Origin of the sequence: Bacillus sp. 007/AIA-02/001 (assembly GCF_004634455.1) — a bacterium.
In the GTDB taxonomy this organism is placed as follows: domain Bacteria; phylum Bacillota; class Bacilli; order Bacillales; family Bacillaceae_G; genus Bacillus_A; species Bacillus_A cereus.
The window spans coordinates 1-22,254 of record NZ_SEIY01000019.1; the positions used below are offsets into that span (position 1 = coordinate 1).

Below are 22,254 nucleotides of genomic sequence, written 5' to 3' on the forward strand. Positions count from 1 at the left end.
AAGAATTAAAACAAAACTAAAAGGATTGTCCCCTGTGCAATACAGAGTTCAATCCTTAGTAGCTGCTTAATATATTTGTCTAATTTTTTGGGTTCAGTTCAGTGAGTAGGCCTTTTTTAGGTTGTTGTAATGTGCACAGTATAACTTATTTATTTTCATTTTCAATTACAATGCGAAAGGAACTGAATGCTTGTTGACTGACATAATCTTCTTCGCTAACTTTATAAGGAAATGGAAAAGCGACGAGTTGAAAATTACTTTCTTGATCCACTGAAGGCAATGTGAAATTAAAGATTTGTCTTGTTTCAGGTGCAACCTTAGTATAAACGACTTTTCTATTGTTAAATATTTCAACTTGTTTCCAATCTTTAAAAGCCACTATTGCGTAAGTCATTTCATCATTTGTTTCATTACCGTTTGATAAAATTAATTGCTTGCCTTCCTTTTCAAAGAAGACAGTTTGTAAGTTCTCTTCACGGTTCGTAACAAATACTGGTTCGTAAAGACCATCTTTTAAAATAGCATCTGGATCTATAAGGGGGAGTTTTATTTTTTCGTTTTCTTTCTGAAGAGGATGCATTGAATATCGCATACTTAGAATATCTTCTAAAATAGCTGCTTTATTTAAGTTATTATCTTTTAATTTGTATTCAGGTTTTTTTATTATTAAAAAGGTTAATGCACTTGCATTAGGAGAAGTGTGTAAAGAGATTTTCGTAGTCATTGAACTGTTTGGTTTCATATCAAAAAAATAGTGTGATATTTCATTAGTAGTATCTTCTATTTTAAAAGGTTTTTGTTCGTAATCTTCTAGAACAATTAATCCATATTTTCGGTTTTCATTAATAGTATGTACGAATGATAATGTTACATTAATTTTATTATCCTCACTAGTAATTGTACTGCCATTGTTAATATGTTGGCCTTGATTATCCTTCAATCCGTAAGAAATAGTATTGGTTTGTTGCTCGCGTTTATTTTCTATGGAAGGTGGATGAGGTTGTATGATTGAAGTATTGAACAAAATATAAATTGTAAGTAATGAAATAAGTAAAACACCGCTAATAATATATATTTGTTTCATAAATAGCACCTCAATATATGTAAAATATTAGAGAAAAAAGATATGCAAGATGCATATCTTTTTTCTCTTTCTTACCAGAAAGCTTTTGTTTCGTGATTCACATCATTATAACCACTTAATTTATAGGTATGATTACCGATAGCGTAATCATCTCCATAATAAATGCTTGTGTTGGTCGCTGTAGCACTTACAAAGGATGATTTTTTTGCACTATTACTTTTCGTATTTACTAATGAGCCATCGCCATTGAAAGTTCTTGCTTTTGCATAAACATAGTCTTCGGTCGTAGTTGATTTCGATTTAGCAACTGCATATGGGTTACCAAAAAAGGGAGTATATACGCTAATGTTAGAGTCATTCTTAGGTGCAGCTGCAATAGTCAAACTAGGAACACTAGATGTTTTTGTTGATTGAATTGTATCAAAGTCAACTAAAACGGGCTGCTTGTCTACAGTATCGATCTCTGAAGCACTTGCGTTATTAGTAAAACCAAAACCTAAAACCGCTAACCCTAAAGTTGTCACCGATAAAGATTTTTTCATATTCACTAATTTTCCCACCTTTTTAAATTTTTGAGTTCGAACTCAATTCATACAATATATGAAAATTTCGAAACTCTCAATGGTTTATCCCATACTTAACTTTTCTTTTACTTTCGATTCAACATGTCTTCATTTGCAAAAAAGCGAATATATCTTCTAATGCTTAGCCAGCAAGGGATACAGGTTTAATTTTATGAAATTCATGTAAATTTAAATCTATTTATGTCAGAATCTCTGTTATTTTTAAGTTCATATGGGAAACTTATTAAAAAAAGGATGGTGACAAAAATGACAATCGATCGAATTTGTACAATTGGACCCGCAAGTAATAATAAAGAAACATTAGCACAGTTAATAAAGAATGGTATGAAAATTGTTCGACTGAATTTATCGCATGGCACGCATGAAAGTCATAAAGACATCATTCGTTTAGTGAAATCATTAGATGACTCTATTAAATTTTTGGGTGATGTACAAGGACCTAAAATAAGATTAGGTGAAGTGAAGGGAGAGCAAATTACACTTCAGGCAGGAGATTCTTTTATTTTACATACACAACCAGTTACAGGGAGTAATACAGAAGCAAGCGTTGATTATGAAGGAATACCGAATGATGTGAAAGTAGACAGTAGAATTTTAATTAATGATGGAGAAGTTGAATTAATTGTTGAAAAGATAAGTACGGACAAAATAGAAACGAAGGTAAAAACAGGTGGCAATATCTCATCCCATAAAGGAGTTAATTTACCAGGTGCGGCTGTTCGTTTACCAGCTATTACAGAGAAAGATAAAAAAGATATTCAGTTTCTTTTAGAGGAGAATGTTGATTTTATCGCGTGTTCTTTCGTAAGAAAACCTAGTCATATAAAAGAAATACGAGATTTTATACAACAGTATAAAGAAACGTCACCTAATGTAATTGCAAAAATAGAAACGATGGAAGCAATCGAGAATTTTCAGGATATATGTAAAGAAGCAGATGGAATTATGATTGCAAGGGGCGATTTAGGAGTAGAGTTACCGTATCAATGCATTCCGCTTTTACAGAAAATGATGATTCAGGAATGTAATCGAACGAATACATATGTCATTACAGCAACACAAATGCTTCAATCTATGGTAGATCATTCTATTCCAACAAGGGCTGAGGTGACTGATGTGTTTCAAGCTGTACTGGACGGGACGAATGCAGTTATGCTTTCAGCTGAAAGTGCATCAGGAGAACATCCAATCGAAAGTGTGAGAACATTACGTCTCGTTTCAGAATTTGCGGAGCATGTTAAAAAAGATGGACCTTTTGCGATGAAAGATGTACTGCAATTACTGCGTGAGTCTCTGGATGAGTAATAAAAAGAGGGCGGATGTGCATCCGCCCTCGTGTTTTTCATTCATACTATTCTTGCTCTTGCTCATCCAAAATCTTTTCAAACGCAGCAGATACTTTATCAAACTCTTCATCATTTTCAATGTATGAAAACTCATTATCTTCTTCTACTTTTAAAAAGAAAATATCAATGTCTTCCTCAGTTTCTGTTTGGATATCTTCAACAAAGGCAACTGCAATATATTCTGCGCCTTCGACATCCATCGCTCCAAGTACTTCTACTTCTTGCTCTTCGTTATTCTCATCACTAAGAGTAAACACTTCGCCAACTTCAATATCAGACATATTCATTCTCCTCCTGTTCGACTCTAAAAAATAGAGTGCTCAAACTGCATACATACTAATATATCTTTCCATGAAAAACCAAATTCATACATAAGAAAAACGACTAATAGTTCTTTAGTATAAGTATCCAGCTATTAGGAGCATTATTTGTGTGTGCTATATTACTTAATCCATTCAACAATTGTATCCATAGTCTGTCTTGTTTTATCACGTTTTGGATCTTCTTTACGGTAACCAAAGGCAACCATAACAGATACTTCAAGATTATCGCCCTGTATAATGCCTTCTTGACGAAGTAAGGAGTCTACTTTCTCTTTATCGAATCCTTCTATCGGACAAGAATCAATACCGATTTGAGCTGCGCTCGTCATCATATTACCTAAAGCAATATAAGTTTGTTTAGATGCCCAATCAAATACAGTACGATCGGATTGTAATAAGTTAAAATCTGTTTCCTGGAACTTTTTGAAGAATTCATATCTAATTTTTTGAGTGTCTTCAGGCAATCCAATAATATCGTTCATCATATATTTAATATACTCTGCATCATAATGCATATCTTTAATGTTTCTTGAAAGAACAATGACGAAATGGCTTGCTGTTGCAAGTTGCCCACCAGCGCCCCATGAATACGGTTGTAGTTTTTCTCTTAATTCTTTATTTTGTACGACAATAAATTTCCAAGGTTCATATCCAAAAGAAGAAGGAGATAATCTGCCTGTTTCTAAAATGAATTTAAAATCCTCTTCTGAAATTTTGTGCATAGGATCGAACTCTTTACATGCATGTCTGAAATGAAAAGCCTCCATAATTTTCTCTTTTGTAATTTCGTTTGTATTTGTCATAAAAGTTCCTCTTTTCTTTAATTTATTTTGTAAGTAAATTATATTTTTAAAGTAACATAGATACAAGTACGCACATTTATGTGGTATAGTATCAAAAAAGATACTAATGTTAAGGGAAGGGATTTATTATGGATTGTTCAAATGAAAATAATATAAATTACCCATTTTTAAATAAATATTCTTGTCCAGTTGAAGCTATGGTTGAGGTGATTGGTGGAAAATGGAAAGGTGTTATTTTGTATCATTTATTAGATGGGAAAAAGAGGTTTAATGAATTAAAAAGATTAAAACCTAATATCACACAAAGAATGTTAACACTGCAGCTTAGAGAACTTGAAGCAGATGGCATCATACATCGTGAAGTATACCGTGAAGTGCCACCTAAAGTAGAATATTCGTTAACCGAGCTTGGTGAATCACTTCGTCCAATGATTCTATTAATGATGGAATGGGCAACTCATAATATGGAGAAAGTTTTGGAGAGTAGGAATGCACAAAATAAAAGTTAATAGATAAAAGTGGTATAGTAGAGAAGGATATGAATTTTTCTTAAATTGGTAGTGAAATTAGAAAACCATATATTATTAAAATAGGTAATTGGATGTTAAAGTTTTGTAAGATTAAATTGAGTATAATTATTTTATGTAAACTATTTGCCCGGTTATCTATCAAATGAAAAATCTATGTATCGTTGATATAGTGTAAATTATGATAGATATATTCGGAAAATCGTTAATATAATTTCACTTATGAAGGTGTTGTTCATTAAGGGAAAAGGGCTGTCATGCGCGGACAGCCCTTTTTTGTTTACCTGATTTACATTTTGAGAATACTTCACAGTCATAACGTAGTAGGCGTAGTAAAATATTTATTCAATGTATTATTTTTCAAAGAAGTAAGCGGAACCTTCATCTCACTACCTTCCTTCATATTCCGCAGCACAACAGTGTTTGTACTAAGTTCTTCTTCACCAATAATAAGCACATAAGGGATATTCTCTTTATTGGCATAATTAAGGGCACGTTTTAATTTGCGTCCTGCTAGTTCGAGTTCGATTTTTAAGGAAGTGGTAGAACGTAATTGCTGGGCAATTTGTAAGCATTGTAATTCTGTCCCGAGCGGGATGATAAATAGATCCGCTGTAGATGAGATTGTTTCTTTCTGTGATAGTGCTGCATAAATAACGTCTAAACCGAATGAAATACCGACTGTTGGATAGTTCATACTATCACCACGGAATGCTCCGATAATGTTATCGTAACGGCCGCCGCTACCTATGCTAGATGTAATTGAGCCATCTTTTAGGAAGATTTCATATACAGTACCTGTGTACATTGTCAGTCCTCTTGCTAAAAACGGATTGAATATCGTATTTTCATTTATTCCGAGAGCGATTAAATATTGCTGTAATTGTTGCAATTCGTTTACGCCATCGGCAACGAGTTGGTTATTGAAAGCTTCTTTAAAGTCAACAATTGTAAGCTTTAGACAAGATAATACAGTATTACATATTGTATCAGCCATTTCTTCAGAAATTCCGCGCTCTAATACATCTTTTCGTACACCATCAATCCCAATCTTTTCGATTTTGTCTAATGATAAAATGACGTCATTTGTTAATTCAGTAGGGATGTTAATGGCCTGAAGAATACCATTTAACAATTTTCGGTTATTATATTGGATCGATATCTCTAAGTTTAATGTTCGGAACAGCTCAAACGCCATGCTCATGAGTTCCGCTTCAGCCATGACTGATTCTACACCGACAATATCAACGTCGCATTGTATAAATTCACGAAATCTTCCTTGTTTAATTGGCCCATCTCGAAATACTTTCCCAATTTCATAACGTTTAAAAGGGAGGCGGAGGTTCGGGTTCATTGCCACAACTTTTGCGAATGGAATAGTTAAATCGTATCGTAAGGCAATATCACGTTTTCCTTGATCTTGAAGTGTATATATTTCTTTTAATATTTCATCACCACCGCCGTACTTGTAAGACATAAGCTCATACATATTTAACGTCGGCGTTTCTAAAGGTTTGCATCCGTATCGTCCAAACGTATCTTCACAAGCTCTTTTAATTTTATTTCGCAGCACTTGCTCCTCTGGTAAATAGTCTTTCGTTCCTTTTACATTTCTCATTTCCATCATAATCACTCCTTTTTTAAATTAAAAAAAGCTATGCAGGTATAAAAATACCCACATAGCTTTATGAACGCTTCGTGGGTCAACAGGAAAAGCCCTGTACCCACGAAGAAAAATTTTTCTTCGGATACACGGCGTTACGTATGATGATGAAGTTGGAAAGAAGTATTAACATTTCGCATGACAAATCTCTCCTTAACATAAGTTTTTCCAAATTATATCAGATGATTTTTGAATTATCAATATTTTTAGTTTTGAAAAATACGTGAAGTTATGTAGGAGAAATGGAAAAGGGTGTATAATAAAACTTAATAATATGAAATAACCTTTTAAGGAGAACGTTATGAAAAAAGATAAAACAAATGCGATGCGAATATTAGATAAAGAAAAAATTGAATATTCGATGATGTCATATGATCCAGACGATGGGAAAATTGATGGCGTATCAGTAGCCGAGAAAATTGGACGAGAAGTGAGAGAAGTATATAAAACGTTAATCGCTCAAGGGAATAGTAAAAATTATCATGTGTTTATTATTCCGGTAGATGAGGAACTAAATTTAAAAGCTGCCGCAAAAGCAGTAAGTGAAAAGAAAATTGAAATGATTCCTGTTAAAGATATTACGAAAGTGTCAGGATACATTCGCGGCGGTTGTTCACCAGTTGGAATGAAAAAGCTATTTTCTACATGTATTGATGAAAGTGCCCAATTACTTGAAACGATGATAGTGAGTGGCGGGAAAATTGGTATACAAATTGAGCTTAAAGTAGAGGACTTGGCGAAAGTGACGAGAGCGCAGTTTGGTGAAGTAACGAAATAATGATACATAGGAAAAGAAGTTCTAGTTTTATCCCGCTATTCGCCGGGAAGTAAGACCCTCACCTCAAAATTCAGCGGAAGCAAAGAAATTAGATGGGGATCAACTGCCCGTAAAAGCCCGATTGGTGAGGGCTGATTAAAGTTTCACTTTATTGAATTTAGACAATAATTTATAGGATAGTTAGTCCATTATGGGGCTGATTATCCTTTTTTATTTACAGACTAGATAAAGATTGGATATTCAGTTTAATGTAGGCGTGTAATATGAAACGTTTGTTTGGCTTTAGGAGGAGGTAAAGCCTCGATGTAAGAACTTGAAATAAACAAGCAGAGTTTATTCTTAAAGATAGACAAAGAACCGGAGAGTGTTTTAATGAGGAGTCAAGAAATATCCATAAGAAAGCACAAATTGGGGGATGCCAGTATTTTTGAAAAAACACGCTAATAGTATGCAAGATTTTATACAGTTTTTTGGCTAATCCAGTAACAAACAAGAGCACTAAAACCGCGTTAGGATAGGAATGTATAAAATATGTATAGATTCATAGAACTAAAAAAGGGTTCACTTGTGAGAGCAGGGTTGTCCTTTTTCCTCGCTAACGATAATGATGGGTTATGTTAACCTCATATGTATAGAATATACAGTTAACTAAAAATGAAAAGTTTACAATTAAAAATGAACAATAAAAAACAGTAATGTAAAATCACTACTGTTTTTTATTGTTTCTTATAAGTGAATCATTTGTACTCCTGTCTATATAATTTAAACGAATAAATAGCTCCAATAAAGAATACAAAAGCTTCAAATAATATAAAGATTTGACGGAAATTCTCAATATCTTTACCAACTAAAGAAATAAATATAGCATTCATTAGAATTTGAGTAGTAAACATACGAGAAGTAATTTTTAAATAAATAGTATTTGTTCTTTCAACCGGTTTACCAATTTTTTTGTAAATAATAATAAGTGCAATTACTGAACCCAAAAATAGAAGTGCTGTAAGTCCTACAACGATATTAAAATTGGCTGTACTTTCTAACATCCATTTATTTAATAGATCAATCATTATTATCTTCCTTTCCTACATAAGAGAATATTTTGTTCTTCTTTTTCACTATAATAAAAAAAGGAAAAAGAAAACATCGAACTTTCTTACAAACATTCGTGTATTCTTACAGTTTTGTCATTTTGTAAATGTATTCATCGCCCTGTTTTTCACTATTTTCTTTGGAAAACATAGTGAATTACGAGAAAGGGCGCTACAAAATCAACTTCCGAGAACAAAAATTATGTAAATAAGCTGTTCACTGGATTCTCGTAGAAAACTGTGGTGAGATAAAATTTTTGATTTTGTAGCACTTTAAAATCTTAGCTAGAGGGCTATTTATCGGTATCCCACAATAAAAAGGCAGGAACATATCAAATATGCTCCTGCCTTTGATTTTATTAAGTTTAATATCTATGACCTAAATATAATAGAATTTGGAGCTTCTTTTTATTTTAAGTAAATTGGGTAATTAGACTATAACATTAATGTTTATCGTTGAATATCATAATAATATAATGGAGGTGATGTTATATGGCTCTTACTACAGGACCAATTGAAAACGTAGGAAATCAACCTGCTAATGCAAATAGAGTTAGGGTGAAAATCCTTAACCGTACTGCGGGCCCACTTACTGGAGTAGCTAGAGTTTTTAGACTTGACGGTTCATTAGTATTAATTGAACAGGTAAACTTCAATGTGAATTCTAATGCTTCTACTTTTGTAACTCTAAGTTTAGTTCATCCTGCTTTTGGACAAGCATTTGAATATGAAGTTCAAATTGTTCCTAATCAACCTGGTGGACTATATAGTGTTTATGGACTAACAGCTGACAGTGTTATCATTACTGCACAACGTATTGTGAACTCAGAATTGACACAGTTTCTTTAATTAAAATAGATTGGTGCCTACATGGTATCCAATCTATTTTTGTACGTATTATTCAGAGAAAGAAAGGTTTTACACAAAAATAAAGACAGTTATGGAAAAGGGAAAAGTCGAGCTATCATCTTGATTTTTATTATTTCTGTCTTAGATTGTATCTGTTTTGTGGCACGGTTTTCTTTGAATGCATTTTATTCAAACTGTTTTTTAAAGTATTTATCAAATATGCATTATTGCATAAATAAATTTAAATTTATAAGTTAATATTAAACTACTTTTAAATTGTAAAGAATATTTTAATAATCTTTATAGGAGAAGGATATTTCTTGTTAAAAGTGAAATTGTTTGGAATGTGAATAAATAAAAAGTTTAGAAGTGATACAGACTGGATAGAGTCTTGTATTAAATAAACAGAAAAGGGGTAGGGGTTTCTAAAAGGTTTTGGGGGTTAGAAAGCACTTTTTAGTTAATAGCTTTAAATTATATTTTAAAGGGGAATGGGTATATGAAGTTTCGAAATACAAAGATTGCTATGGTTACACTATCTTCATTTTTTATTTTAGGTTCTGCATCGCTATCATTCACAGATACTATACACGGTGAAGTAGCTCCTGCATCAGCACAAGAGAGTATTGTGAAAAATTATGACGATACATATTATAATAACGCAATAGGAAAAACGGGTTTAGAATTAAAGAAGAAACTGCATAATATTATTGATAATCATACAAAGCTATCATACAGTGCGGTTTGGGAAGCGCTAAGAGATACTGATGAGGATCCAAATAATAAAAATAATGTGATACTCTTATACACTGGTCGTTCGCAAGGGAAACTTACGAATGGATCAGGAGTAAATAACTGGAACCGAGAGCATGTTTGGGCAAAATCTCACGGTGACTTTGGAACGACTGCAGGACCTGGAACAGATCTACATCATTTAAGAGCGACGGATGTATCTGTAAATAGTTCACGTGGAAATCTGGATTTTGATAATGGTGGTGTGAATCATTCTGAAGCGACAGAATGTAAATATGATAGTGATTCTTGGGAACCTCGTGATAGTGTAAAGGGAGATATTGCTAGAATGCTGTTTTATATGGCTGTTCGTTACGAGGGAGACAACGGCGAAATAGATTTAGAACTAAATGAAAAAGTGAATAACAATAAAGATCCATACATGGGGAAACTATCTGTTTTATTAAAATGGAATGAACAAGACCCGGTCGATGATTTAGAGCGAAAGCGTAATGAAGTGATTTTTACAAAATATCAACATAACCGCAATCCTTTTATTGATCATCCTGAATGGGTAAATAAAATTTGGAACTAAGATTTTTAAAGGTATTATATTTTGATAAAAGGGATTGATCATTATGATCAATCCCTTGTTAGATTTTTACTAGAATAAATGATTTTTATAGGACTAGTGAGGGAAATAGAATAGATATTTATATGGAACGATAGTACTTATTTATCTAGTTAAGTATTTAGTAAGGTCCCCACTCAATATTCACCCCAACAATAAGAAAAACAAGTCCGATGATAAACCAAATGAGTGCAAGTGGAGCCATGAAACGAATCCATTTTCCATAAGAAATGCCGCTTGCTGCGAGAACGCCCATTAAAACACCGGAAGTTGGATTAAGGCAGTTTACTACACCCTCGCCGAGCATAACAGCCTGTACTGTAACTTGGCGTGTAATGTGCATGAAATCAGCTAATGGAGCTAATATCGGAATAAAAATAACCGATTCTCCTGTCCCGGATGAAATAAGGAAATGTAATGCGGCACTACTTACGTACATACCGATAACGCCAAATACAGGGCTTTGTCCTTCAAGAGACTGTGCGAGCTGGTTAACGATTGTATCAAGTAATTTTCCTTGTTCTAAAATGACTGAAATACAGCGAGCCATTCCGACGATTAAAGCACCATATATGAGATTTTGGCAGCCCGCTAGAAAAGTAGAAGCGATATCGTTTGCTTTCATGCCACCTATTATTCCGGCTGTAATTGCTATGAAAATAAAAGTAGCGGTCATTTCTGCGTCCGTCCAATGTAGACGAAAAGCGCCTATTAAAAATGCAATTAATGATAAAGCTGAAACGAGTAAAATTAATTTATGACGTATCGTCCAAGGAACTTCTTTTTTCTCTGCTTCCTTTTCGCTTGAAAGGGCGTTACTTGGAAACCAGTTATCGCCAAGAATGCTTCCTTTATTCGATTTTTTCAAGCGCTTTACATACCAATTAATATAAAGGATAGTGGCAAGTAAAAAAGATATATAGATAGCTGTGCGTAAACCAATTCCCGAAAACATCGGAAGTTCTGCGATCTTTTGTGAAATGCCTAAAGGTGAGGGGGATAAAATAGTAGCGTTAAAACCAGCATAAGTGCCTAAATAAATAATTGCTACACCGACGATAGCGTCCCATTTTAATGTGCGTGCAACGATGATACCGATGGGGATAAAACCGATAACTGAATTAACGATAATGCCAGTCGTTCCGAGAATAGAAAAAAGTGCGGCAACGATACAAATGAAAAGTAATTGCTGATTACGAAATTTGTTTATAACATGATAGATTAAACCGTCAAGAGCACCTGTTTTTTCAAGAATGGCAATGGCACCGCCTGTAAATAAAATTAAAAAGATGATCGGAGCAGCAAGTGTCATTCCTTTTTCAATAGCGGTAAAAAAAGAAACAAATCCTACAGGTGATTGCGGAACAGAATGATAGCTACCTGGTATTGTCGTTGTAACGGTCCCGTTTGTAACTCTTTTAAATTCTCCAGCAGGAACAAAATACGTAGCAATGGCGCAAAGTAAGGCAATAAAAAATAGTAGTACGTACGCATCAGGCATTTTAAACTTTTGTTTACTAGGTTGTTTTTTTGCCTCAGTTTGTATTTGCATAAAATTCCTCCTTCTTCATTTTATTAATTTTAATATTCTGAATTCAATCTGTGAAATAGATTATAATAAAGGTAGCTTCTTAAGGCAATAGTTTTTGTATCCTTTTCCCGTACATACAAATTATTGCAATATTAGACAGGGAAACGATAATAAGCCAAGAATATGTTATGTAGAAAGAAAAAGGAAAAGAGGGAACAAGATGTGGAAAACTACAGATCTATGTGATGAATTTGAAAAGGAATTACAAATATGTCGCCAGTCTTTTCGGTCTTTTGGGAAGAAAGAACAATTCCACGGGAAAATTGCAACTGTAAAAGTGAAAGATGATAATGTACTAGTGAAGGAAGGATTGCAAACATTACCAGAAGGAACAGTATTAGTTGTTGATGGCGGAGCGTCTACTAATTGTGCGTTACTTGGTGATAATTTGGCAGCTATTGCGGAAGAAAGAAAGCTAGCAGGAATTATTGTGAATGGGTATGTTCGTGATTCTAGTGAACTAAAGAATATTAATATTGGTATTTTAGCGTTAGGAACGATGCCAAATAGAAGTGTGAAAGAAGGAAAAGGAGAACGAAATATTTCATTGCACTTTGGACAAGTGGATTGGAATCCAAATGAATATGTCTATGCGGATGAAGATGGCGTCATTATTAGTGAAAAGAGTTTACATAGTTAAGAGTTAATAAGTTATTATTCTTAGAAAATAAATCCGATAAAGCATGGACAAAATTCTTTGTCAATAGTAAAATAATACAGAAATTTAAAATTTACAGAATGTATAGGTTTATCGTTTTACGATAACTTAAATGGAAGTAAGTTGTGCCAAGAAAAGTGAATGTTATCACAATGATACGTTCATAAACAAAATTATTTTTCCTATACAAATATAGCCGCGAATAATGCGGGTAGGAGGTGTTGTACATTTTTGTTCGACACTTACAAAAAGAGAGTGTCAATCGCACGCCCTTGAAGGGCCTTTTTTTGTGTAAATGGTAGTAAGGGAGGAAATTTTGGGATGGCAATGTTGAAAAAGTGGCTGCTTACGTCGTTAATGGCAGTGACACTTGTATTTGTTTCTTTTGCGAATACAGTACATATTACGTTTGCTGAAGAAAATACAGCAAAACTTGCAATTATTGGGGAATCACAAAAAGGCATTATGTTATGTCCGAAAGAAGAGCAAATTAAAGATGGGGAAACAGCTTTAAGTTTGCTGCAAAAGGTCATGGGGGACAAGGTAGAATCTGAAACGATGTCGTTTGGAACATATGTAAAAGGCATCGATGGTTTAATGGCCGGGGCTACAAGTGCTTGGCTGTATGATGTAAATGATAAGTCTGCAGAAGTCGGAGCAGATAGTTATAAATTAAAATCTGGAGATGTTGTTGTCTTTCGCTTTGTTTCAGACTGGAGCAATATAAGCCAGGAAACATTGAAAGAAACGTTAGATAAGTTCGGGACGTGTAAAACAGAAGAACCTAACGGTGGCAAAACAGAAGAACCAGAACCAGAAGGTGAAAATGGTAAACCGACAGTCGATCCAAAACCGGAAGATGAAAATGGTAAACCGACAGTCGATCCAAAACCGGAAGGTGAAAATGGTAAACCGACAGTCGATCCAAAACCGGAAGGTGAAAATGGTAAACCGACAGTTGATCCAAAACCAGAAGGTCAAGATGATAAAAAAACAGAACAACCACAGCAAGAGAACATTCAAGTTCCAAGTGCACAATTAAACGAAGCCATTTCTAAAACATCAGATAAGATGTTACAAGATGGAATTGAAAGTGACTGGGTAGCTGTAGCGCTTTCTCGTTCTGGAAAGAATGTGCCAATTGAGGCAAAATTAAATTATGTTAAGTCAGTAACTGAAAAAGTAGAAAAGCGTATTAACCGTTTTTCAGCGACAGATTTAGCTAGAACAATTATTATGATGAATGCAATGAGTGCAGACCCTAAAAATGTAGGTGGACATAATTTAGTTCAAAAATTGTATGAGTCAGATAAAGTGAATTCTGTTACAGGTTATGCATTTGCTTTACTTGCATTTGATACGAAGAAGTATGAGATTCCAGTTGAATCAAAATGGAACAGAGTTGCTCTAGTGGAAGCACTGTTAAATAATCAGCATACAGACGGTGGATGGACTTATAATAGTTCAGGTAGTAAAGATAGTGCTAGTAGCGTTGATGTAACAGGTATGGTTTTATCAGCATTAGCTCCTTATCAAGAGCGATCAGATGTGAAACCAGCTATACAAAAAGCTGTTGCGTATTTATATAACGAACAGCTGCAAAATGGCGGTTTTTCAGCTGATGGACAAGAAAATTCAAATAGTACTGCGCAAGCAATTATTGGATTATCGCTTGTTAAAGATGTAGATCAAAATCGTCTTCATAAGGCAATGCAAAACCTATTATCATATCAACTTTCAAATGGTGAATTTAAATGGTTACCAAGTGATCAAAATGGTAACGGAATGGCTACAGAACAGGCTCTTTTAGCATTACTTCAATTTAAGGAAATGGGAAAATCTATTTATGATTGGTCTAATGTAGACGCTGGTGATGTAATTAAGCCAAAACCGATTGAAGAGCCAGAAAAGGTCGTTGAACCAGAAAATAATGTAGTAGAAAAAGAAGTTACTGAAGAACCGAAAGAACAAAAACAAGTACAACAAGAAACAAAAGATGAAAATCTAAAAGTAGTTGTAGATAACGAACCGGTTAAGAATAAAAAAATCGGAAACGGTAACAGTCTACCAAAAACAGGAGCATCTTCTCATAGTCCAGCAACAGAAGTAGGTATGGGTGTATTATGTATTGCTTCTGCATATGTATTATGGAGACGTAAAGCAGCTTAACAAAAAATTAGGAGCAATTATTTGCTCCTAATTTTCGTATGAAAGGTGAGAGATAGGATGAGTAAGGTGAAATGGTTCATTTCTTTACTGCTTTCGCTCGGGCTATTTGCCGGATGTGAAGAGGCAGCTGTAAAGCCTGAAAAGAAGGTAGAACCGAAGCAAGAAGAGGTAGCGAAACAAGAAGAACAAAAAGATGAAGCGAAGCCAGAAGAAAAAGCAGAAGAAAAGCAAGCTGAATCAGAGCAAAAGCAGCAAGAAGAACAGAAAGAGAAACAAGAACAAAAAGTAGAAGAGAAGCCGAAAGAGGAAAAGCCGCAGGCACAACCAGAGGTAAAGAAAGAAGAGAAACAACAGGAACAACCGAAAGAGCAACCTGCTGTAAATAAGCAACCAGAGCAGCAACAAGTACAAGAAGAGAAACAACAACCGAAAGCACCAGAAGTAAAAGAAGAAGCAAAGGTTGTGAATCAGCCGAAAGAAACACCGAAGCAGGAGCAAAAGAAAAAGCCAGAAGAGAACAATAGTGTACCAGCTCCACCAACACCGGTACCACCACCAAACCCAGTGCCACCACCAGTACCACCAGTACCTAAAGCAAAACAAGTAACAATCTCGGTAAAAGGAAATAACGGATATATAATGGGTGCGAAAAAGATGGATGTACAAGATGGCGATACTGTGTATAAAGTATTACAACGTACAGGATTAGATGTTGATGCAAGCGGATCTAGAGATAGTATTTATGTAAAAGGTATTAATGATTTATATGAAAAAGATATTGCGGATACTAGTGGATGGAAATATCGTGTGAACGGTGCTTTTCCAAACCATAGTGCTGGTGTAGCTACGGTAAAACCAGGAGATACAATTGAGTGGGTATACGTATTACAATAAGAAAGGCATTCGGTAAAGGGCTATGAAAATAAGTTTTTCTTCTTTACATCCTTTTGTGAATTTTTTCTATTATATCGGGGTGATGATACTATGTATGATGTGTCTTCATCCTCTTTTTTTAATTGGAGCAATAGTATTAATTATTATGTTAAATGTGATGCAAGGAAATAGCGAAAAGATAAGAAAGATGCTACCGAGCACAATTGTTTTCTTTTTTATGGTAATTTTATTTAATTCGTTATTAACGCATAGAGGTCGAACTACGTTATTTTGGTTAGGTGATAGCCGTATTAAGCTTGAGGCGATTATGTTTGGAATAGTAATGGGGTTATTACTAGTTGCAGTTATGTTTACGTTTGCGTCATACAATGATATTATTTCCAGTCATAAATTTTTATATTTGTTTTCAAGAATTTCACCGAAAGTTGCATTGTTAACGATGATTACAGTGAGATTTGTTCCTTTGTTTATGAGGCGATTAAAGAAAATCACACTCGTTCAAAAGACGAAAGGTGTGCAGGTAGATTTAGGTTCGATAATTGAACGCGTCAAAAATGGTATGCAATTGCTGCAAGTATTATTAATTTGTTCATTAGAAGATGCACTGCAAACGGCAGATTCTATGCAAGCTCGTGGATTTGGTGTAACGAAGCGTACGACGTATATTCGCTATAGAATGGAAAGGCGCGATTGGTATACGCTCAGTTATTTAATCATTTTATTTATAGCTGCTATTATATGTAGTAATTATGGCGGGGGGAAATTGATTATTTATCCGAAAGTCGAATCGATTCTATTTCAGCAATACGATGGGATGATGTTTGTCGTATTAACGATGTTTATTAGTTTACCAATCATAATGGAAGGGAGAGAATGGATATGGTGGCGCATACAGAAATAAACAATTTATCATTTGTATATGCTGATGAAAATGAAAAAGCGTTACAGCATATTTCTCTTTCTGTTGAAAAAGGTGAGTTTATTGCACTTGCTGGAGGATCGGGATCTGGGAAGACGACTTTATTAAAACATTTTAAAAAGGAGTTACTTCCAATTGGTACGCGTTCTGGAGAGATATTTTATGAGGGTGTTTTAATAGAGGAAGTAGCTGATTTGTTATCTGCCCAAGAAATTGGGATGGTATTTCAAAACCCAGAAAATCAGATCGTTATGGATACAGTGATTCAAGAATTAGCATTTTCTTTAGAAAATATCGGATTACCATCACATATTATTCAAAAAAGAATAGCAGAGCTTATTAGCTTTTTAGGATTTCAAGATTTATTGCATCAATCTGTTCACACGTTATCTGGTGGGCAAAAGCAACTTGTTAATTTAGCTGCGGTATTAGTTATGCAGCCGAAATTGCTATTATTAGATGAACCGACAGCGCAGTTAGATCCAATCGCTGCAAAAGAGTTTTTAGGATTATTAAAACGGATTAATGAAGAACTTGGAATTACGATTATTTTAAGTGAACATCGTTTAGATGAAGTTATCCCGCTTGCAACACGCGTTGTTTGTATGGATAATGGCCGTATTATGTATGATGGTAGTCCTAAAATTGTTATTACGGATATGTGGGGAGTAGAATCATTCCGTCCATTTATTCCGCAAATTCCAAGGCTATTTTTAGAGTGGAATGTGAGAGATATTCCGTTTACAGTGCGAGAGGCGCAAATGAAAATGAATGATTTTGCAGCGATATCATATGTAAATGAGCCAATAGCACAAAGTGAAAAGCAAGAGGTAATTTTAAGCGCAGAGCATATTTCGTTCCAATATGAAAAAAATAGTCCGCTTATTTTACATGATTTATCAGTTTCGATTGAAAAAGGAAAATGGGTAGCGCTCGTTGGGAAGAACGGTACAGGTAAGTCTACACTGTTAACGATTTTAGCAGGATTACAAAAAGCGAGAAGAGGGAAAGTAAAGTGGAACGGAAAAGTGATACATAAAATTGATTCGAAAGAACGATTTAAAAGTATTGGGTATGTATCGCAGCATCCGTATTATCATTTTACATTTGATACAGTATGGGACGAGGTTTATGAACGTGCACGTGAATTATACGGAGAACAAGGAAAAGAAATAGCAGAAGATAGGCTAAAACAGTTTTGGTTGTATTCGCTTAAAGAACGCCATCCGCACGATTGTAGCGGAGGAGAGCAACAATTACTTGCGTTATGTACGACGTTATTATCAAAGCCGACTTTATTATTACTGGATGAACCGACAAAGGGGTTAGATCCATGGAAGAAAGAAAGAGTAGGAGAGCTATTTAGGAAGCTACAAAAAGAAGGAACAACAATTGTAATGGCGACGCATGACATTGAATTTGCAGCGAAATACGTTGATCAATGTATGATGTTATTTGATGGAACAGTCATTATGAATGATGCACCGAAAGAATTTTTTAGCGGCAACTTCTTTTATACAACATCTATTAACCGATTCATTCGAAAAGAATTGCCATATGCATTAACGTGGGAGGATGTGTACGAAGCGTGTCCAAACGATATGTTGCATTCATAATATGTATCTTTGCAGTAATAATCGGCACATTACTCTTTACGACACTTGTCATGGACGGTTATTACATGTTAAGTAGTTTGTTTATATTAGCGGTTATTATGTTACCTTTCTATATCCGTTTTGAAAGAAAGGCGTTTGTTTCACGTGAAATTGTTCTCGTTGCTGTATTAGCGGCAATTGCAGCAGTAAGCCGGGTGCCATTTTCTATTTTACCAAGTGTACAACCAACTTCTTTTGTCATTATCGTTTCTGCAATTGTATTTGGAAGTGAAACTGGTTTTATGATTGGTGCTACAGCAGCAATCGTATCTAATATTTTTTTAGGACAAGGTCCATGGACACCGTGGCAAATGTTTTCGTGGGGTATGATTGGTTTTATAGCAGGTTTACTTCGTAATACATTTTTTATGAAAAAGCTATGGGGAAGACTTCTTTACGGAGTAATTGTTGGCTTTTTATTTGGCTGGATTATGAATTTCTGGGGCCTTCTCGGTTTTATACGAGAAGCAACGTGGGAAACTGTCATTTCGTATTATATCGCAAGTTTTTACTTTGATTTGAGCCATGCGATTTCGAATGTTATTTTCTTATTACTATTTAGTACTTCATGGATTACGATTCTTACAAGATTTAAAAAGAAATACGGTATATTAGATGAGCATAACGTGACATAGAAAAGCATACTCATATAAGGTAGGGTCGCGACTTACATATTCGTTTGCCTCTTTCATGCTTCTTACATATTGTAAGGAGCATTTTTTTGTCAAAAAATCGATTTAATATACATCCGTTATTATATAAAATTATTTGTATAATGGTAGGTGAGAACTTTTTTCAAAAGGGAGGTGTATAGTTAATGAAGTTAGTTATTCCGAAGCAACATGGTGCATGGGCTATGCTTGTTATTCCTTTTTTATTAAGTGTCATACTTGGGAAACCTACTATTTATCATATTCCATTGTTTTTAGCGTGGTTTTTTATCTATTTAGCCACGTATCCATTTCTTACATACATAAAGCAAAGACGAAAAAAAGAGTTTTTACAAGCTGCCATTGTTTATTTCAGCATTGCGTTCCTATTTGGGATGATTTCTTTATTATATGAGTGGCGAATTCTTTTATTCGTAATAGTAATGATTCCATTATTTATAGTGAATATGTATTACGCTCGTCAAAAAAATGAAAGAGCACTATTAAATGATATTTGTGCGATTATTGTGTTTTGTATCGGTGGATTAATTAGTTATTCCTTTTCAATGAAGCAAATCGATCATACAGCTATATTCATTGCACTTATTTCATTTTTATACTTTTTAGGTAGTACGTTCTATGTGAAAACGATGATTCGTGAAAAAAATAACCCGAAGTATCGTCTTATATCTTGGGGATATCATATCGTATTAACAATAATCATATTTGTGATTAATCCCTGGTGTTCTCTTATTTTTATACCAAGTGTCATTCGAGCAATTGTGTTGTATGGCAAAAAAATTTCTATTATAAAAGTAGGAATTTTAGAAATTGCTAATTCTGTATATTTTTTAATTATAACGGCAATAATTATGAAGTATGCCATTTGAAAAAACTTCCCATCAATTGATGGGAAGTTTTTAATCTTTTTCTAAAATGTGAACGGTGTACTCGCAACGTTGAATAGCTTGTTCAACAGCATAAAGTGATTGTTCAATACGAGCGCGATTAAAATCTTTTTCAACTGTTTCGAGCGCTTCTTCTAAACAATTTTTAGCTTCTTGTAATGATTGAAAAGAATCTTGTACATATCCGCGAGCATTTTGATGCATTTCATAATCCTCCTTGCGTGTTCGTATATGGGTAGTATGAACAGTAAGGAAGAAAATATAATTTGTTATATTTATTTGACAATTAAAGTGGAATTACGTATAGTAAGAATTAAGTGAATATTTTCTTATCCAGAGAGGTGGAGGGACTGGCCCGATGAAACCCAGCAACCGCGATGCAGGTGCTAATTCCAGCAGAACATATTTGTTCTGGGAGATAAGACGAAGATATATACGTAACTTCTTCTTATCGGAGAGGTTTTTTTATTGCAAAAAAACCGATTACGAAAATTTATATTAAGAAGAAAGGGGTTGCGCATTACTGTGACACTCGAAAAATACGTAAAACTGCGTAGTACAGTTTATGAATATATGATAGAGCAAGATAAGCCGATATCATTGTTAGATATTCAAGAACATATCGTTTCGCATCATGAAGGAAAATTCACGAAAAAGATGTTGCATCAATTTTATTTATCAAGATTATTAGACGAACTAAAACTGGATGGGAAAATTACATTAGCTGATGAATATCTCTATGCTGAAAAAGGGGTATTGTATAAGGCGAGAAAAGGGAGCTAAGCTCTCTTTTTTTCTTAAAATAACGGAGTATGTAGAGTAAAAGACTGCTAAAGCAGCCTGATACAGGGAATGGTGTTGAGTGTGTAGTGTCAAAAATTGAATGTGCCTGAAAGAGGCAATTCATATCGGCTGCAAATGAAAAGAGACACCTTCGCCGAATAGGTGTCAGTCGTTTTGTCATATAGACTTGCTATTTGACAGTTATTAGAATAACATACAGGATTTTTGAAGTCAAAAGGGAATTAAAGGAAGGGGTACAATTATGTACGCTTACTTATTAAAAGATATAACGAAATGGATCCCAAAGTACATTGTAGATAAGGGATATGAATATTATGAAGATGGACATGTAGAAGATGTTGAAATACATGATAAAAAAGTGTTTGCTTTCGTTACTGGAAATGCCGGAAATTATGAAGTAGTTATCGATCTCGAAGATTTTTCAGAAAGTAGCTGCGAATGTCCATATGAGAATCTTTGTAAGCATATGGCGGCAGTTGTTTATGATATGCAAGGTGCTGGTGAGAGTGCAGTTAAAGAGAAACTGAAAGATTTAGAAAAAGAAGAGTTACTTATATTATTAAATCGATTATTGCAAAGTTCGAAAAACGTACAAATTGTAGAGAAGTTATTAAAGAAGGGGAAACTTTAACGTATAGAGGGAGTTGTTATGTAGTGAACGTACTAATTGTATACGCTCATCCTAATCCTTCAAGTTTTAACGCGGCGATTTTCAATCATGTGCAAAAAGGACTACCGGAAACAAATCATTCAGTTACGCTGCTTGATTTATACAAAGAACCATTTGATCCAGTCCTCGTATTTAATGAAGAGAAGAAAAGACGTGATTTAGTAAATGAAGAAGAAACAGCTCGGTACAGAACGTTAGTAGAAGAAGTAGATACACTTTTATTCATCTATCCAATATGGTGGTGGGGGATGCCAGCGATTTTAAAAGGATTTATCGATCGTATTTTCGTAGCTGGATTTGCTTATAAATATGAAGGGGCTCTGCCGAAAGGATTATTGCAAGGGAAAAAAGCATGGGTTATTAATAAGTTAGACTCGCCCCTATGGTACGTCGCACTATTATATCGATCAGCAGATTGGATTATGATGAAGAGAGGTGTTTTACATTTTTGTGGCATTCGCGATATAAAACGTTCAGTGTTTCAATCTGTGAAAACGAGTAAAGTATCAAAGCGTGAAAAATGGTTATTACAAATAGAAGAAAAGGCTCGTACATTATGAATGAAGTCGACCGTATTATAAACTGTGTTCAGTATGATGGCGAACTTTTTCGGAAGTATGTTACGTGTTTACTTCAATTGAAAAAATGTAGTAAAACATTTCAGCAAATTCAAATAGAGTTAAGAAATGACTACTTGATAAGAGGAATTTGTGAAAGAGAAGTAGATGAGGTAGTACAGGGAAGTAAAGAATATGAAATGCATTTTCTTCCTAAAGTATTACAGTGGAATTTTTTGAGGGAAAATCCACATTTAATTGAAAAAGTGTGTGAAGATTTTTTTGCATTTGAGTCATTACATCTTACGGAGGTAGAGTGGAAGAAGATTATAAATTGCATGGGAAATAAGTGATTTATTATGTAAAAAAGC

The 22,254-nt window shown here is 34.3% G+C and carries 24 protein-coding genes and 1 riboswitch; of the genes, 16 read left to right on the forward strand and 8 right to left on the reverse strand.

Annotated features, from left to right (window positions below):
• Positions 1–145: 145 nt before the first annotated feature.
• Both ES895_RS24675 and ES895_RS24680 read right to left on the reverse strand, forming a co-directional pair.
• Entirely contained in the window at positions 146–1,084 is a 939-nt protein-coding gene (locus ES895_RS24675) for a hypothetical protein (RefSeq protein ID WP_000810169.1), read from the reverse strand.
• Between the two features lie 71 nt (positions 1,085–1,155).
• Positions 1,156–1,632: a hypothetical protein gene (locus ES895_RS24680; protein ID WP_001056346.1), complete on the reverse strand. Its 477-nt coding sequence runs from the start codon at positions 1,630–1,632 to the stop codon at positions 1,156–1,158.
• 282 nt (positions 1,633–1,914) lie between these two features.
• Between ES895_RS24680 and ES895_RS24685 the strand changes: the two genes are divergently transcribed.
• Entirely contained in the window at positions 1,915–2,973 is a 1,059-nt protein-coding gene (locus tag ES895_RS24685) for a pyruvate kinase (protein ID WP_000151081.1), read from the forward strand.
• Between the two features lie 46 nt (positions 2,974–3,019).
• Here the strand turns inward: ES895_RS24685 and ES895_RS24690 are convergent, their stop codons facing one another.
• Positions 3,020–3,301, reverse strand: coding sequence for a DUF1292 domain-containing protein (locus tag ES895_RS24690; RefSeq protein WP_002005464.1), 282 nt, complete (start codon positions 3,299–3,301; stop codon positions 3,020–3,022).
• Between the two features lie 155 nt (positions 3,302–3,456).
• A complete protein-coding gene (locus ES895_RS24695; RefSeq protein ID WP_000185718.1) occupies positions 3,457–4,140 on the reverse strand; it encodes an NAD(P)H-dependent oxidoreductase in 684 nt (227 codons plus the stop codon).
• A 128-nt stretch (positions 4,141–4,268) separates the two neighbouring features.
• On the opposite strand from ES895_RS24695, the gene ES895_RS24700 reads away from it, so the two are divergent.
• A complete protein-coding gene (locus tag ES895_RS24700; RefSeq protein ID WP_000340650.1) occupies positions 4,269–4,649 on the forward strand; it encodes a winged helix-turn-helix transcriptional regulator in 381 nt (126 codons plus the stop codon).
• 331 nt (positions 4,650–4,980) lie between these two features.
• Here ES895_RS24700 and ES895_RS24705 read toward each other — a convergent pair whose 3' ends face one another.
• Positions 4,981–6,294: a histidine--tRNA ligase gene (locus ES895_RS24705; protein WP_100240250.1), complete on the reverse strand. Its 1,314-nt coding sequence runs from the start codon at positions 6,292–6,294 to the stop codon at positions 4,981–4,983.
• Positions 6,295–6,631: 337 nt separating this feature from the next.
• On the opposite strand from ES895_RS24705, the gene ybaK reads away from it, so the two are divergent.
• Positions 6,632–7,108 carry a Cys-tRNA(Pro) deacylase gene (ybaK, locus tag ES895_RS24710; protein WP_098204679.1) on the forward strand — a complete coding sequence of 159 codons (477 nt, stop codon included), beginning with the start codon at positions 6,632–6,634 and terminating at the stop codon, positions 7,106–7,108.
• 737 nt (positions 7,109–7,845) lie between these two features.
• Here ybaK and ES895_RS24715 read toward each other — a convergent pair.
• Entirely contained in the window at positions 7,846–8,175 is a 330-nt protein-coding gene (locus ES895_RS24715; protein ID WP_000566272.1) for a hypothetical protein, read from the reverse strand.
• Between the two features lie 513 nt (positions 8,176–8,688).
• On the opposite strand from ES895_RS24715, the gene ES895_RS24725 reads away from it, so the two are divergent.
• Positions 8,689–9,045 (forward strand): hypothetical protein, encoded by a 357-nt coding sequence (locus ES895_RS24725; RefSeq protein ID WP_001229426.1) that lies wholly within the window; start codon positions 8,689–8,691, stop codon positions 9,043–9,045.
• Between the two features lie 499 nt (positions 9,046–9,544).
• Complete coding sequence (locus tag ES895_RS24730; protein WP_097999254.1) at positions 9,545–10,372, forward strand: endonuclease I family protein; 828 nt, start codon at positions 9,545–9,547, stop codon at positions 10,370–10,372.
• Positions 10,373–10,529: 157 nt separating this feature from the next.
• On the opposite strand, the gene ES895_RS24735 is transcribed toward ES895_RS24730, so the two are convergent.
• Positions 10,530–11,960: a YfcC family protein gene (locus tag ES895_RS24735; protein ID WP_001166973.1), complete on the reverse strand. Its 1,431-nt coding sequence runs from the start codon at positions 11,958–11,960 to the stop codon at positions 10,530–10,532.
• A 199-nt stretch (positions 11,961–12,159) separates the two neighbouring features.
• On the opposite strand from ES895_RS24735, the gene rraA reads away from it, so the two are divergent.
• The 7 genes from rraA to ES895_RS24770 all read left to right on the forward strand — a co-directional run bounded on the left by rraA (position 12,160) and on the right by ES895_RS24770 (position 19,834).
• Positions 12,160–12,639, forward strand: coding sequence for a ribonuclease E activity regulator RraA (gene rraA / locus ES895_RS24740; protein ID WP_000266038.1), 480 nt, complete (start codon positions 12,160–12,162; stop codon positions 12,637–12,639).
• Positions 12,640–12,978: 339 nt separating this feature from the next.
• Complete coding sequence (locus ES895_RS24745; protein WP_070756777.1) at positions 12,979–14,826, forward strand: DUF4430 domain-containing protein; 1,848 nt, start codon at positions 12,979–12,981, stop codon at positions 14,824–14,826.
• 57 nt (positions 14,827–14,883) lie between these two features.
• Positions 14,884–15,720 (forward strand): DUF4430 domain-containing protein, encoded by an 837-nt coding sequence (locus ES895_RS24750; protein ID WP_135238719.1) that lies wholly within the window; start codon positions 14,884–14,886, stop codon positions 15,718–15,720.
• Positions 15,721–15,742: 22 nt separating this feature from the next.
• Entirely contained in the window at positions 15,743–16,621 is an 879-nt protein-coding gene (locus tag ES895_RS24755; RefSeq protein ID WP_098279190.1) for an energy-coupling factor transporter transmembrane component T, read from the forward strand.
• Complete coding sequence (locus ES895_RS24760) at positions 16,594–18,255, forward strand: ABC transporter ATP-binding protein (RefSeq protein WP_033690152.1); 1,662 nt, start codon at positions 16,594–16,596, stop codon at positions 18,253–18,255. The genes ES895_RS24755 and ES895_RS24760 overlap by 28 nt, the downstream gene beginning before the upstream one ends.
• Positions 18,228–18,929 carry an ECF transporter S component gene (locus ES895_RS24765; RefSeq protein WP_000044901.1) on the forward strand — a complete coding sequence of 234 codons (702 nt, stop codon included), beginning with the start codon at positions 18,228–18,230 and terminating at the stop codon, positions 18,927–18,929. Before ES895_RS24760 ends, ES895_RS24765 begins: the two co-directional genes overlap by 28 nt.
• A gap of 182 nt (positions 18,930–19,111) precedes the next feature.
• Positions 19,112–19,834 carry a YwiC-like family protein gene (locus tag ES895_RS24770; protein ID WP_000779978.1) on the forward strand — a complete coding sequence of 241 codons (723 nt, stop codon included), beginning with the start codon at positions 19,112–19,114 and terminating at the stop codon, positions 19,832–19,834.
• A gap of 30 nt (positions 19,835–19,864) precedes the next feature.
• On the opposite strand, the gene ES895_RS24775 is transcribed toward ES895_RS24770, so the two are convergent.
• Positions 19,865–20,056, reverse strand: coding sequence for a hypothetical protein (locus tag ES895_RS24775; protein WP_000554032.1), 192 nt, complete (start codon positions 20,054–20,056; stop codon positions 19,865–19,867).
• 122 nt (positions 20,057–20,178) lie between these two features.
• A riboswitch (SAM riboswitch) is annotated at positions 20,179–20,277 on the forward strand.
• Positions 20,278–20,377: 100 nt separating this feature from the next.
• Here ES895_RS24775 and ES895_RS24780 point away from each other — a divergent pair.
• The 4 genes from ES895_RS24780 to ES895_RS24795 all read left to right on the forward strand — a co-directional run bounded on the left by ES895_RS24780 (position 20,378) and on the right by ES895_RS24795 (position 22,236).
• Positions 20,378–20,635, forward strand: coding sequence for a hypothetical protein (locus ES895_RS24780; RefSeq protein WP_000171476.1), 258 nt, complete (start codon positions 20,378–20,380; stop codon positions 20,633–20,635).
• Between the two features lie 262 nt (positions 20,636–20,897).
• Positions 20,898–21,287, forward strand: a complete 390-nt coding sequence (locus tag ES895_RS24785; protein WP_000271524.1) for an SWIM zinc finger family protein — start codon at positions 20,898–20,900, stop codon at positions 21,285–21,287.
• 23 nt (positions 21,288–21,310) lie between these two features.
• Complete coding sequence (locus ES895_RS24790) at positions 21,311–21,886, forward strand: NAD(P)H-dependent oxidoreductase (protein WP_001101649.1); 576 nt, start codon at positions 21,311–21,313, stop codon at positions 21,884–21,886.
• Entirely contained in the window at positions 21,883–22,236 is a 354-nt protein-coding gene (locus ES895_RS24795; protein ID WP_001006481.1) for a hypothetical protein, read from the forward strand. The genes ES895_RS24790 and ES895_RS24795 overlap by 4 nt, the downstream gene beginning before the upstream one ends.
• Positions 22,237–22,254: the final 18 nt, after the last annotated feature.